We start from the raw sequence: 13,022 nt of genomic DNA on the forward strand, positions 1-13,022 counted from the left end.
GATGGACGGACTTGACGCATTCCTGTTGGCCCGCATCCAGTTCGCGGCCAACATCACTTTCCACATCCTGTTCCCGACCATCAGCATCTCGCTGGGCTGGGTGCTGCTGTATTTCAAGCTGCGCTTCGTCAAAAGCCAGGACCAATTCTGGATGGACGCCTACCAGTTCTGGGTGAAGATCTTCGCGCTCACCTTCGCGCTGGGCGTGGTCAGCGGCATCACCATGAGCTTCCAGTTCGGCACCAACTGGCCGGGTTATATGCAGAAGGTCGGCAACATCGCCGGGCCGCTGCTGGCCTATGAAGTGCTGACGGCCTTCTTCCTGGAAGCCACCATGCTGGGCGTGATGCTGTTCGCGCGCGAACGCGTCAGCGAAACCATGCACACCGTGGCCACCCTGCTGGTGGCGGGCGGCACCACGCTGTCGGCCTTCTGGATCCTGGCGCTTAACTCGTGGATGCAGACGCCCGCGGGCTTTGAAATGATCAACGGCCAGGCGCATGTCGTGAGCTGGCTGCAAGTCATCTTCAATCCGTCCTTCCCCTATCGCCTCACGCACATGCTGCTGGCCTCGGGGCTCACGGTGGCCTTTCTGGTGGCGGGTGTGTCGGCCTACCGCTGGCTGCGCGAGGACCGCGGGGCCGAGGTGATAGCCGGGCTGAAGACCGGCATCTACATGGCCGCGATGCTGATCCCGCTGCAAATCGTCGCGGGCGACCAGCACGGCCTGAACACGCTGGAACACCAGCCGGCCAAGCTGGCGGCGATGGAGGGTATCTGGAAAACCGAAAAAGGCGTGCCCGCGATTCTGTTCGCGCTGCCGGACGACAAGGCCAAAGAAAACCGCTACGAGATCGCGATTCCCAAACTGGCCTCGCTCTACCTCACGCATTCGCTGGACGGCGAGGTCAAGGGCCTGGACCAGTTCGAGGGCAAACACCCGCCCGTGGCGCCGGTGTTCTGGGCCTTCCGCATCATGGTCGGTGTGGGCGTGCTGATGCTGCTGGTCAGCTGGGCCAGCGTGCTGCAGCTGGCGCCCTGGAAGAAAGACCCGGCGCGCACGCTGACGGTCTGGCACGCGCGGGTGCTGGTGGCCATGACCTTCGCCGGCTGGATTGCCCTGGTCGCGGGCTGGTATGTGACCGAGATAGGCCGCCAGCCCTGGCTGGTGACAGGCGTGCTGACGGCGGCCGACGCGGCCTCCAAAGTGCCGGCGCCGCGCATCGCGCTCACGCTGTCGCTGTACCTGGTGTTGTACGCGGTGCTGCTGGTGTCTTATGTGTCGGTGGTGTTCTACCTCGCGCGGCACAGGAAACATGCGGACAAGCCGTTCGGGGACGACAAGGTCGCCGGCGAGACCGAGAAGGAACTCAACGTTGTGAACTATCCCGAAAAGGAAGGAGCTCCCCATGCTTGACCTTGCCCCCGACCTGACGCAAGCCGCCGGCTGGATGCCCATTGTCTTCCTGGTGGTGATGGGGCTGGCGATGCTGGCCTATGTGATCCTGGACGGCTACGACCTGGGCGTGGGCGTGCTGATGCGCCGCGCCAGCGACGACGACAAGGACACCATGATCGCCAGCATAGGCCCCTTCTGGGACGCCAACGAAACCTGGCTGGTGCTGGGCGTGGGCATTCTGCTCACGGTGTTCCCGCTGGCGCACGGCGTCATTCTGGGCGCGCTGTATTTGCCGGTGGCCTTCATGCTGATAGGCCTTACCTTGCGCGGCGTGGCCTTTGACTTTCGGGTGAAGGCGCGGGCCAGCCACAAGCCGCTGTGGAACCGCATGTTCTACACCGGCTCGCTGCTGGCGAGCTGGTCGCAGGGCTATATGCTGGGGTCGCTGATCACGGGTTTCGCCGCCACCTGGTGGACGATTGTGTTCAACGCCGTTATCGGCGCCGCACTGGTAGCGGCCTACTGCCTGCTGGGTTCGGGTTGGCTCATCATCAAGTCTGAAGGGGCGCTGCAGCTGCAGGCCGTGCGCTGGGCGCGCGCCAGCCTGTGGTTCACCATGGCCGGGGTGGCGGCGATTTCCATCGCCACGCCGCTGGTCAGCCACAGCATTTTCAACAAGTGGTTCTCCTTCCCCAACATCGTGCTGCTACTGCCCATTCCCGCCGCCACGTTGGTGCTGTTCGGCGTGATTTACCGCAGCCTGCAGCGCCTGCCGGTACGCCTGGCGCAGGGCAATGAGTACGGCGCCTGGGTGCCCTTCGGCGCCACGGTGGGCGTGTTTTTGCTGGCCTTCTACGGCCTGGCCTATAGCCTGTTCCCGTGGCTGGTGATAGACAGCCTGGACATCTGGAAAGCCGCCGCTGCGCCCGAAGCCATGGGCGTGATCCTGGCCGGAGCGGCGGTGGTGTTGCCCATGATCATCGGCTACACCGTCTTTGCGTATCGCGTGTTCTGGGGCAAGAGCACAGCGCTGAAGTATTAGCCCCCACGTTCCCCCACTGCGTGTGGGTCGCTGCCCCCCGAGGGGGCCGCTGCGCCTGCGGCCCGGCAAAGCCGGTTCCGCGGCCCCTGCTAGTGGAGAGAGAACCTGCGGCCTGTGTGTTTACAAACTAATTTCGGGTGCGGGCGCTACGGCTTCGAGTTCCAGCAGGAAGGCCTCGGCCGATTCGTAGCGCTGCTCGGGGTTTTTGGCCATCAGCTTGTTGACGACGCCCTGCAGGTCGGCATGGGGGGGCGGCAGCGGAGGCGTCTCGGCGTTCAGGTGTTTGGCCAGCAGCAACTCGAGCGACTCGGCGATGTAAGGTCTGCGGTGGGCCAGCATTTCGAACAGCATCACGCCCAGACTGTAGAGGTCTGACTTGGCCGTCACCTTGCGGCCGGTGGCCTGCTCGGGGCTCATGTAATAGGGCGTGCCCACCACATCGCCGTGGTGGGTTTGTGTCAGGCCCATGCTTTGCGACTGCATGATGGACTTGGCGATGCCGAAATCGGCCAGCGCCACGCTGCCGTCGGCGCGCAGCATGACGTTTTCGGGTTTGATGTCGCGGTGCACGATGCCGTGCGCGTGAATGGCCGACAGGGCCTGGGCGACCTCGCGCGCGACCGTCAGCGCCTGCGGCCGCGTCAGGCTGGGGCCGAACAGGCTGCGCAGGTCGCCGCGCTCGAAGTACTCCATCGCGATGTAGGCGTGCTCGTCGGTAAAACCCTGGTCATAGATCTTGATGACGTGCGGATGGTCTATCTTGCAGAGCAGGGCGTATTCCTGGATGAAGCGCACCAGGTGCTCGGAGGCCTCCTTGCCGCGCGAATCCAGCACCTTGAGCACGATGGGCAGGCCGTCGGATTCGCGCTCGCTCAGGTAGACCTCGGTCATGCCGCCCGCGCCTATCTTGCGCGTGATGCGGTAGCCCTTGAGCCGCACCGGCTCGCTGCCGGCGTCGAAACGCAAATCCTTGAGCGCCGAGAGCTTGGAGTCCAGCGCGCCCTTGACGGCGCGCGCGGTGATGTCGGAATTTGCGCGCACCGCGTCGCTGATCTCGCGCGCGCGCTCGGTCAGGCTGGCCATGCCGTGGATCTTGTCTTCCATGGTGGTGACCAGGCCGGTGACCTCGGCCACGTCGATGGCCAGGTTCTTGCCCGGCACCACCAGCGAGGTGTGGGTTCCCGTCTGTATGCCGGTGCCGGCCAGGGCCAGGGCTTCTTCGCTGGCCATCACTGTCCAGCCCATTTCCTCGGACGCGCTTTCCAGGCGCGCGGCCAGGGTTACGGTTTCGCCCACCGGCGTGACTTCCTTGTTCTGCTGCGTGCCGAGCTGGCACAGCGTGACGGCGCCGCTGTGGATGCCCACGCCCATGGCAAAGGGCGGCAGGGCGCGCGCGCCGAAGCGTTCGTCGAGCCAGTCGCGGAATTCATGCGTAGCCAGTGCCATGGCCAGGGCGGCGGAAATCGCGCGGCGCGGGGCCGGCAGCGGCGAGCCGGTCGTGGTGTCGGAAAACACGGCCATCAGGCCGTCGCCTATGAACTTGATGTGGCGGCCGCTGTTTTTGAGCACCGGCTCGGAGGTGCGCTCGAAGTATTCCGTGAGCAGCTGCGAGACTTCGGCGGCGCTGAGCTTTTCGGCGATGGAGGTGAAGTTGCGTATGCTGGCAACCAGCACGGTGGCGCTGGAGAGCTCCTCGGTCTGCGCCGTGGCCGGGATGTCCATGGGGATGGAGTCGGGCTGGTCGCCGCTGATGCGGTGGGAAAAGGCTGCGCGCAGGCGTTGCTCGCCGGCGGCCACCTCGGAATCTATGGCTTCGCGCACCCGCGCTTTTTTCTTGAGCTGGGCGTTCACCGCGTCCAGCAGTTCGGCGCGGCTGAAGGGCTTGGACAGGTAGTCGTCGGCGCCGGCCGTCATGCCGCGGCGCATGCTGTCGCGGTCGTCAAGCGCGGTGAGCAGCATGAAGGGGGTGTTGGCCAGCTCGCGGTCGGCACGCACGGTGGCCAGCAGCTCGAAGCCGTTCATGCCGGGCATGCCGACGTCGGAGATGATCAGGTCCGGCCGGCTGGCGCGGGCCTGAGCCAGGCCTTGCAGGCCGTCGGGCGCGGCGGCGGTCTCAAAGCCCTCGAGCTTGAGCAGGCGCACGATGTTGCTGCGGATGGCGTCGTCGTCCTCGACGATCAGGATCTGGGTCATGTCTATCCTCAGGAGATGGGCAGGCTGACCGTGAACCGGGTGCCCGCGCCTGGCGTACTCGCCACCTCGATTTTGCCGTGGTGCAGGTCGACCGCATGTTTCACGATGGCCAGGCCTAGCCCGGAGCCCTGCCGGTTGCCCACATTGGAGCCCCGGTGGAAGCTCTCGAACAGGCGCGGAAGGTCCGACGCCGGTATGCCTATACCCTCGTCGCCGACCTGCAGGATGAGTTCGTCGCCGGACGGGTTTTGCCGGCGGTCCAGCGTCAGCACCACCACGCTGCCGGGGGCCGAATACTTGCAGGCGTTGGTCAGCAGGTTGGTGCAGATGTGGCGCACCAGCCGCTCGTCGAGCATGACCAGCTGCGAAAACGCATCGTGGCCGACCGGCGCCTCGAATTCGATGGCGTGCTGGCCGGCATCGCTGGTGTGCACCTCGGTCACCAGCTTGCGGCACAGTGCCGCGATATCCAGCGGCCGCAGGTTGAGCCTGAGCTTGCCGGCATCGGCCTGGCCGACGGTCAGCATGTCCTCAAGCATGCCCTGCATGCGCTTAACCGCGACCACCAGGTCGGCCATGATGTCCTGGCGCTCCCGGTGCGTGATTTTTTCGCCGTAGTGCTCGATGAGTTCGGCCGAGGAAAGAATCGTGGCCAGCGGCGTGCGGAACTCATGCGAGGCCATGGAGACGAAGCGGGTCTTGAGTTCGCCCAGCTCGCGCTCGCGCACCAGCGCGCGCCGGGTTTCCTCGTCGGCCTCCTTGCGGCGCGTGATGTCCACGTACGTCCAGACCGAGCCGTCCTCGGGCCGGCTGCGGTCCAGCGCCGAGCCGTCCAGCTGCACCCAGATCAGCTCGCCGTTCTTGCGGCGCATGCGCGCCTCGGCCGAGAACAAACCGGTCTGCATGATCTGCGTGTAGGCCAGCGCGCCCAGGCGTTCGAATTCCTCGTCGCTCGGGTAGTGCACCCGGGTTTCCTGGCCCAGCAGCTCCGCCGGGCTGTAGCCCAGCATGGCGGCCAGCGTGCGGTTGAGCCACTGATGGCGCCGCTCCTTCAGGAAGGTGACGCCGACGGCGGTGGTCTCCAGGATGGCCTCGCGCTGCACCAGCGCGCTTTTAAGTTCTTCGTCGAGCCGGCGCCGTTCGCTGATGTCGGACATCAGCACCAGCAGGGCCGGCTCGCCGTCCCATTCGATGCGCGTGCCGTAGATGCTGGCCCAGCCGGTGCGCAGCGAGGGCGCCATGGCCTCACGCGGCGGCGTGATGAAACGGGCTTCGTAGGCATTGACCATGGTGCCCGACTGCATGAGCTCGCGCCGTTGCTGCACCATGAGGCGGTCGTCGGGATGGATCAGGTGCATGGAGGGCAGGCCTATGAGCACGCCGCCGAACAGCGCCTGCGCGCTCGCGTTGGCGAAGCGGACTATGCCTTTTTGCACCACCAGGATGGTGTCGTTGACGTTTTCCACCACAGCGCGGTAGCGCTCGGCGGCCGAGCGGGTCAGGGCCTCCAGCCTCTTGCGTTCGGTGACGTCCTTCAGGAAAAAAAGGTCCGCCGGCGCGCCCTCCCAGTCCACCAGCACGCCATTGATTTCCACCCAGGAGACTGTTCCGTCGTCGCGCTGGAATCGCGCCTCAAAGGCCGGAACGACATTGCCGGCGGCGCGCAGCTTGTGCTTGCCGGAAACAAAGTCGCGGTCTTGCGGATGGATGAACTCGATCATGGGCCGGTCGGCCATGGTCTCGGCCTGCGTGCCCAGCAGGGCCAGGCAGGGCGGATTGGCAAAGCGCAGCAGGCCGCCCTGGCCGACGCAGATGTTTTCGGTCGCCAGGTCGACCATGGTCTGGTAGCGCGCCAGCGAGGCGCTCAACTCGCGCGTGCGCAGCGCCACCCGGCGCGCGATCTCGGCCTCCATGGCGTCCTCGTCCGCGCGCAGCCCGTGGCCGGTCGTGCCCGGCGAGGCTGGGGAGGTCGGGTGTGCCTGAGCGGGCATGGAGTGTCGTGAAGCGCCGGTGAATGTCAGGAAAGTGGGTGCTGCGGAGGCCGGAAGCGGGAAAGAGGGGACAGGCAACCTTGCCACAACTCACCGCGGCGGTAAAGACAGGAAAACATGCGCGCCAGGCGGCAAACCGGCCGGGTCCCCCCGGCCCTGCCCGCGCCTCTAGCCCCCGTGTTCGAGCGTGAAGCCCGCGTTACGGTCCTGTCCCAGCAGCGCGACCATTTGCGGCAGCGCGGCCTGCAGCTCGGCTTTCAGCGTGTGGGGCGGGTTGATGACAAACATGCCGCTGGCCGGCAGTCCGGGGCGAATCACCTCTCCGCTCGTATCTGTCGTTAACTTGCTGGATTTCACGGTTAAAGCGACATTTAGCCAGCTGCGACCCGCCTTGACGGCCAGGGTCTTGAGTTTGCGCGGCAAATCGTGCGCTTCGGGCCGCGGAATGATGGGATACCAGACCACATAGGTGCCGGTGGCAAAACGCTTGAGGGCGTCGGCCATGCAGGTTGCCACACGCCCGTAGTCGCTTTTCATTTCATAGCTGGGGTCGCAGAGCACCATGGCGCGGCGGGCCGGCGGCGGCAAAAAGGTTTTCAGGGCTTCAAAGCCGTCTTCGCGGGCAACAGCGACCTGGCGGCCCACGCCCAGCTGTTCGATGTTGCCGGAAAGCGACTTGAAATCGGTGGGGTGCAGCTCGAACAGCTTGAGCTTGTCGCGCCCGCTGAGGAATTGCTGCTCGATAAAGGGGGAGCCCGGATAAATCTTGAGGTGGGCGATGTCGCCGGTTTCGGCGAACTGCGGGTTCAGGCCGCGCAGCAGGTCGATATAGTCCTGCAGCGCCGGCGCCCAGGCCGGGGCTGCGGGGATTCCGGCTCCGGATGCCACGGTTTTAGGAGCGGCCGTCGCTTTTTTGGCGGGGGCGGGAGCCGCTTTGGGCTCAGACAGCAGGCGGAAAATGCCTTCCTGGGCTTCGCCGCTGGTTTCGGTGTAATCGCCGTCGAGCCGGTACAGGCCCGCGCCCGCGTGGGTGTCGATCACGGTCAGCGCCGTGTCTTTCTGGGTCAGGTACTTCATCAACGCGATCAGCGTGGTGTGCTTGAGCACGTCGGCGTGGTTGCCTGCGTGAAAGGCGTGGCGATAGGAAAACATGGCCTATCCTACCTTCTCGCCGGGGGGAAATGCCCTAAAAACGACCGAATATTGACGCAAGTCCTTGATTTTTCATATAATCGAGGGCTCTGCAGCGCCTAGTGGTTCCGCGGCAGGGCCAGCAAATACTGCCTAAGAGGTTCTCATCAGAAGAACACCGACCGCAGAAAAGAACCCGACAAACCATTTTTTCGAAAGAAAACTCATGAAAACGTTCAGCGCAAAACCCGCTGACGTGACGCACGAGTGGTTTGTGATTGACGCGACCGACAAGGTCCTCGGACGAGTAGCCAGCGAAGTTGCTCTCCGTTTGCGCGGCAAACACAAGGCCATTTACACGCCTCACGTCGATACCGGTGACTTCATCGTCATCATCAACGCAGCCCAGCTGCGCGTCACCGGCGCCAAGTCGACCGACAAGATCTACTATCGCCATTCCGGATATCCAGGCGGCATCACTGCCACCAACTTCCGCGACATGCAAGCCAAGCACCCCGGCCGCGCTTTGGAAAAAGCCGTCAAGGGCATGCTGCCCAAGGGCCCGCTCGGCTACGCCATGATCAAGAAACTCAAGGTGTACGGTGGTGCAGAGCACCCGCATACCGCCCAACAGCCCAAAGTGCTGGACATCTAAGGAGCTATTGATGATTGGTGAATGGAACAATGGCACCGGCCGTCGCAAATCCAGCGTCGCCCGTGTGTTTATCAAAAAAGGCACCGGCAAGATCACGATCAATGACCGTGACATCCAGGTGTTCTTCGGTCGTGAAACCTCGATCATGATCTGCCGCCAGCCCCTGTTTCTGACGAACCACGTCGAGACGTTTGACATCATGGTCAACGTCCACGGCGGCGGCGAGTCCGGCCAGGCCGGCGCGGTGCGCCACGGTATCACCCGTGCGCTGATCGATTACGACGCAACGCTGAAGCCGGCCCTGAGCCAGGCCGGCTTTGTGACGCGCGATGCACGTGAAGTCGAACGTAAAAAAGTCGGTTTCCGTTCTGCTCGCCGCCGCAAGCAGTTCAGCAAGCGCTAATCCGCTTCGCTCCCAAAAAAGCCGCCTGGTTTGCGCCAGGCGGCTTTTTTCATGGCCCATGCGTTTTTTTTGGCTGTTTCATCTGTCTGCTTGCCGTTAAGGCGTGTGGATGGGTAAAACACCCGGATGCAAACCCTTACCTCGGTTTGCCGGGTTAATACTCGATGCGAGCCTCGTCTGCGTGCACAATGCACTCCCGAACCGAAAACCGCAGGGCCTTCCTTGAAATTTCGCCTGTTCCGCCGCCGCCTGACCATCAGTTCTCCGCGCATGTCGGTGCGCAGCTCGCTCCCCTGGCCTCTGCGCTGGATCGCCGGCGCGCTGATGCTGGGATTTTCGGGCGCGATCGCGCTGTGGGCCTTTGAGTTCGGCAAGGGCATCACCGGCACGGACAGCGGTACCAAGGAGGAACTGGTCCTGCTGCGGCAGGAGGTGGCCAACCTGCGCGCGGACCGCGACAAGGCCCAGTCCATCGCCAACACCTCGGGCAGCCTGCTGACGGCCGAAAAAGCTGCCCAGGAAAAGATGATGAGCCAGATCCGGCAGCTGGAGGCCGATAACCGCGGCCTGCGCGACGATCTCGGCTTTTTCGAAAAACTGCTGCCGGCCGGTAGCGCCGAAGTCGCCACCATCCGCAGCCTGCAGGCCGAAAAGCTGTCCGACACCCAGCTCCGGTGGCAGGTGCTGGTCATCCAGGCCGAGAAAGCCGCCCCGAATTTCAACGGAAAACTGGACCTGACCGTCCATGGAACCCAGGCCGGCAAGCCCTGGAGCATGACTTTGCCCGGAGGTCCGCAAACTTTACAGTTCAAACAGTACCGGCGTGTGGAAGGTGTCCTCGACTTGCCACCCCAAGCCGTGGTACAAACTGTTACAGCTAAGGTCATTGAAGGAACAACGGTCAGATCCGCCCAGACCTTTAAGCTTTGAATTCCCCCGCCATCCCACCCATCGCCACACCGACCCAGCACAGGAATCTTTGTATGTTTGGAAAAAAGAAACAGCCGCCCATCAAAAGCCTGATTGCCCAGGGCAGCTGTATTGAAGGCAACCTGAAATTCACCGACGGCCTGCGCATAGACGGCGAGGTCATAGGCGACATCCGCGCCGCCGAAGGCGGCTCCAGCATCCTGGTGATCAGCGAATCCGCCACCGTGACCGGCTACATCCACGCCGACCACGTCATCATCAACGGCCGTGTCATGGGGCCCGTCCATGCGTCCGAGCTGCTGGAGCTGCAGCCCAAGGCCAGGATTGAGGGCGACGTGTCCTACAAGGCGCTTGAAATGCACCAGGGCGCCGTCATCTTTGGACAGTTGCGCCCCACCACGCACCCCGAGCTGGAAGAAAAGCCCACGCTCAAGCTGGCGGCCAACAATATCTGAGTCAACGGGCTTGGTTTGGCGAGTAAGCGCTCACAAGTGGGCGGTGCGGCCTAACACGCATGGGCGTTATGGTTGATTGAATTGCTGTACTATTTGCCTGTCAGCGCCGCCAGAGCTAGAGCCTGAGCCGGAAAGCCCCGAATCGCGGACGATGTCCGCCTGATGATCAATTGGAGTCCCCATGAGTGCCGTAGCCGAAAATATCCAGACCGACATGCCCGCGCCCTTTGTCTTCACCGACAGCGCCGCGTCCAAGGTGGCCGAGCTGATTGCCGAAGAAGGCAATCCTGACCTCAAGCTGCGTGTGTTCGTGCAGGGCGGCGGCTGCTCCGGCTTCCAGTACGGCTTTACCTTCGATGAAATCACCAACGAAGACGACACCACCATGACCAAGAACGGCGTGTCCCTGCTGATCGACGCCATGAGCTACCAGTACCTGGTGGGAGCCGAGATCGACTACAAGGACGACCTTGAAGGCGCCCAGTTCGTCATCAAGAACCCCAACGCCACCAGCACCTGCGGCTGCGGCTCCAGCTTCTCGGCCTGAGGCGCTTCCCAACGCTCCTGCTTTAAAAGCCGCCCTCGAGGCGGCTTTTTGCTGCCCGGCGATTTCCTTCCTCCGTTCAACGCGGTGAACCAAGTCCGCTATTTCCCATCTTTCATCCATGCAGGCAGAAGAAAAATCATTGCGCGTGCTGCTCTGGCTGGTGGCCATCGGCTTCTTCATGCAGACCCTGGACGCCACCATCGTCAACACCACCCTGCCGGCCATGGCCCGCAGCTTCGGCGAAAGCCCCCTGCGCATGCAGTCGGTGGTGGTGGCCTATTCACTCACCATGGCCATGCTGATTCCCGCGTCCGGCTGGATCGCCGACCGCTTCGGCACGCGGCGCGTGTACGTGGGCGCGATTTCGCTGTTCGTCATCGGCTCCATCGCCTGCGCGCTGTCCGGCAACCTGATGCAACTGGTGGCCGCGCGCGTGGTGCAGGGTATGGGCGGGGCGCTGCTGCTGCCGGTGGGCCGGCTGGCGGTGTTGCGTGCTTTTCCGCGCGAGCGCTTTTTGCAGGCCATGAGCTTTATCGCGATTCCAGGCCTGGTCGGTCCGCTGATCGGCCCCACCCTGGGTGGCTGGCTGGTCGAGGTGGCCACCTGGCACTGGGTATTCCTCATCAATATCCCGGTCGGGCCGCTGGGCGCGGTGGCGACGGTGTTCTATATGCAGGACAACCCGCAGCCGCATGTGCCGCGCTTTGACCTGCCGGGTTACCTGTTTCTGGCTTTCGGCATGGTGTCCGTCTCGCTCGCGGTCGACGGGCTGTCGGGCCTGGGCCTGAAGCAGGCCGGCGTGCTGGTGCTGCTGGTGTTCGGCCTGGCCAGTCTCACCGCCTACTGGCTGCACGCGGCCAAGCGCCCCGACCCGCTGTTTTCGCCCAAGCTGTTTTCCGTCCCCACGCTCAGCATAGGCCTGCTGGGCAATCTGTTCTCGCGCCTGGGCAGCTCATGCATGCCCTTCCTGGTTCCGCTGCTGCTGCAGGTCAGCCTGGACTATTCGCCGCTGCAGGCCGGGATGATGATGGTGCCCGTCGCCGTGGCCAGCATGCTGGTCAAACGCGTCACCACGCCGCTGATCACACGCTACGGCTACCGCCGGGTGCTGGTGACCAACACCGCGCTGGTGGGTTTCACCATGGCGAGTTTCGCGCTCGTCACGCCGGCCCAGCCGCTGTGGCTGCACATCGCGCAACTGGCCTGCTTCGGCGCGGTCAACTCCATGCAGTTCACCGCGATGAACACGGTGACCCTGCGCGACCTCGACAGTGGCATGGCCAGCAGCGGCAACAGTTTGCTGTCCATGGTGCAGATGCTGGCCATGAGCATGGGCGTGGCCGCCGCCGGCGCGGTGCTGGCCGCTTTCACGGGTTTTTTCGGCACCGGTGAAGCGCTGCAAACCCTGCACGCTTTTCAGGCAACCTTCGCCGCCATGGGGCTGATCACGCTGGCCTCGGCGGGCATCTTCTGGCAGCTCTCGCCGCAGGTGAGGGTGGTGAAGAAAGCTGAGGCTTCCGAGGCGTCGGGACAAGGGTAGCTTTCCGCCGGGTCTTGCTCCGGTCTTGCGCGCTCTGCCTCTTCATCTTCCTCCTCCTTCCTCTGCCTGGTTCTGCTGGCCGGGAGTGGTCCGGCAATCAAATAGGCCAGACCACACCCTTGTCATTGAGGATGGCATCCAGCGGGATGTCGTGCGGCTCAGGTTCCATGTCCGGCAGCCAGCCCTGCGCATAGCCCAGCCCCACGGTAAAGGGACGCGGCTGCAGGGTCGCCAGGGTGCGGTCGTAAAAGCCGCCGCCGTAACCCAGCCGGTAGCCGCCCGGCCCGTAGCCCACGCAGGGCACAAACAGCAGGGTGGGAATAATCACCTCTGTATCTTTTGGTTTCGGGATGCCGTAGGCGTCTTCTTCCATGGGGCAGCCGGGGTACCAGGCGTGGAAGGTCAAGGTCTTGTGCTTCTTGTTGACCACCGGCAGGCCGATCTTGCGCGGCGACCGTGCCGCAATGCTTTCGGTGGCGAGCTGGGCGGTTTCCACTTCGGCGAGTGCCGGGTTTGACGAAGAATCCTGACTCAGGATTGCGTCTTCCTGCCACCGGTACAGCGCGGGCAGCGGGTCAAACTCTCCCTTGATGGGCCAATAGGCCCCGATCACCTCATGGGTGGAACCGACCAGCCAGATGCGCATCACACGCTGCAGCAGGTCGGCCCGCTGCAGGCGGTCAGGCATGTTCAATCGGGCTTCAACCAGCGCTTTGCGAGTGCTTAATTTGTCCAT

Annotated in this window: 12 protein-coding genes; 8 read left to right on the forward strand and 4 right to left on the reverse strand. The window is 63.8% G+C overall.

Translation table 11 applies throughout. The features are described 5' to 3' along the window. The first annotated feature begins 1 nt into the window (after position 1). Together ACEN8I_RS13280 and ACEN8I_RS13285 are read left to right on the forward strand one after the other, a co-directional pair. Entirely contained in the window at positions 2–1,417 is a 1,416-nt protein-coding gene (locus ACEN8I_RS13280) for a cytochrome ubiquinol oxidase subunit I (protein ID WP_413328943.1), read from the forward strand. Beyond that, positions 1,410–2,441 (forward strand): cytochrome d ubiquinol oxidase subunit II, encoded by a 1,032-nt coding sequence (locus ACEN8I_RS13285; protein WP_074579774.1) that lies wholly within the window; start codon positions 1,410–1,412, stop codon positions 2,439–2,441. Before ACEN8I_RS13280 ends, ACEN8I_RS13285 begins: the two co-directional genes overlap by 8 nt. Before the next feature lie 120 nt (positions 2,442–2,561). Here ACEN8I_RS13285 and ACEN8I_RS13290 read toward each other — a convergent pair whose 3' ends face one another. From ACEN8I_RS13290 to ACEN8I_RS13300, 3 genes are all read right to left on the reverse strand, one after another. Next, positions 2,562–4,634: a protein kinase domain-containing protein gene (locus ACEN8I_RS13290; protein WP_413328944.1), complete on the reverse strand. Its 2,073-nt coding sequence runs from the start codon at positions 4,632–4,634 to the stop codon at positions 2,562–2,564. 8 nt (positions 4,635–4,642) lie between these two features. Further along, a complete protein-coding gene (locus ACEN8I_RS13295; protein ID WP_413328945.1) occupies positions 4,643–6,625 on the reverse strand; it encodes a PAS domain S-box protein in 1,983 nt (660 codons plus the stop codon). A 168-nt stretch (positions 6,626–6,793) separates the two neighbouring features. After that, complete coding sequence (locus ACEN8I_RS13300) at positions 6,794–7,777, reverse strand: 23S rRNA (adenine(2030)-N(6))-methyltransferase RlmJ (protein WP_413328946.1); 984 nt, start codon at positions 7,775–7,777, stop codon at positions 6,794–6,796. A gap of 205 nt (positions 7,778–7,982) precedes the next feature. Here ACEN8I_RS13300 and rplM point away from each other — a divergent pair, with 205 nt between their 5' ends. From rplM to mdtD, 6 genes are all read left to right on the forward strand, one after another. Beyond that, positions 7,983–8,411 (forward strand): 50S ribosomal protein L13, encoded by a 429-nt coding sequence (rplM, locus tag ACEN8I_RS13305; RefSeq protein WP_007867557.1) that lies wholly within the window; start codon positions 7,983–7,985, stop codon positions 8,409–8,411. 10 nt (positions 8,412–8,421) lie between these two features. Next, positions 8,422–8,814, forward strand: coding sequence for a 30S ribosomal protein S9 (rpsI, locus tag ACEN8I_RS13310; RefSeq protein ID WP_007867568.1), 393 nt, complete (start codon positions 8,422–8,424; stop codon positions 8,812–8,814). A gap of 222 nt (positions 8,815–9,036) precedes the next feature. Then, complete coding sequence (locus ACEN8I_RS13315) at positions 9,037–9,744, forward strand: DUF6776 family protein (protein ID WP_413328947.1); 708 nt, start codon at positions 9,037–9,039, stop codon at positions 9,742–9,744. Between the two features lie 53 nt (positions 9,745–9,797). Further along, positions 9,798–10,199 carry a bactofilin family protein gene (locus ACEN8I_RS13320; protein WP_007867575.1) on the forward strand — a complete coding sequence of 134 codons (402 nt, stop codon included), beginning with the start codon at positions 9,798–9,800 and terminating at the stop codon, positions 10,197–10,199. 181 nt (positions 10,200–10,380) lie between these two features. Further along, a complete protein-coding gene (gene erpA / locus ACEN8I_RS13325; protein ID WP_007867577.1) occupies positions 10,381–10,746 on the forward strand; it encodes an iron-sulfur cluster insertion protein ErpA in 366 nt (121 codons plus the stop codon). A 118-nt stretch (positions 10,747–10,864) separates the two neighbouring features. Next, the gene (gene mdtD / locus ACEN8I_RS13330) at positions 10,865–12,286 is read left to right on the forward strand and encodes a multidrug transporter subunit MdtD (RefSeq protein ID WP_413328948.1); all 1,422 of its coding nucleotides are present in this window, start codon (positions 10,865–10,867) and stop codon (positions 12,284–12,286) included. Positions 12,287–12,383: 97 nt separating this feature from the next. Here the strand turns inward: mdtD and ACEN8I_RS13335 are convergent, their stop codons facing one another. Further along, positions 12,384–13,022, reverse strand: coding sequence for a 5-formyltetrahydrofolate cyclo-ligase (locus ACEN8I_RS13335; RefSeq protein WP_413328949.1), 639 nt, complete (start codon positions 13,020–13,022; stop codon positions 12,384–12,386).

The organism is Polaromonas sp. CT11-55 (assembly GCF_047303325.1).
Lineage (GTDB): Bacteria > Pseudomonadota > Gammaproteobacteria > Burkholderiales > Burkholderiaceae_C > Polaromonas.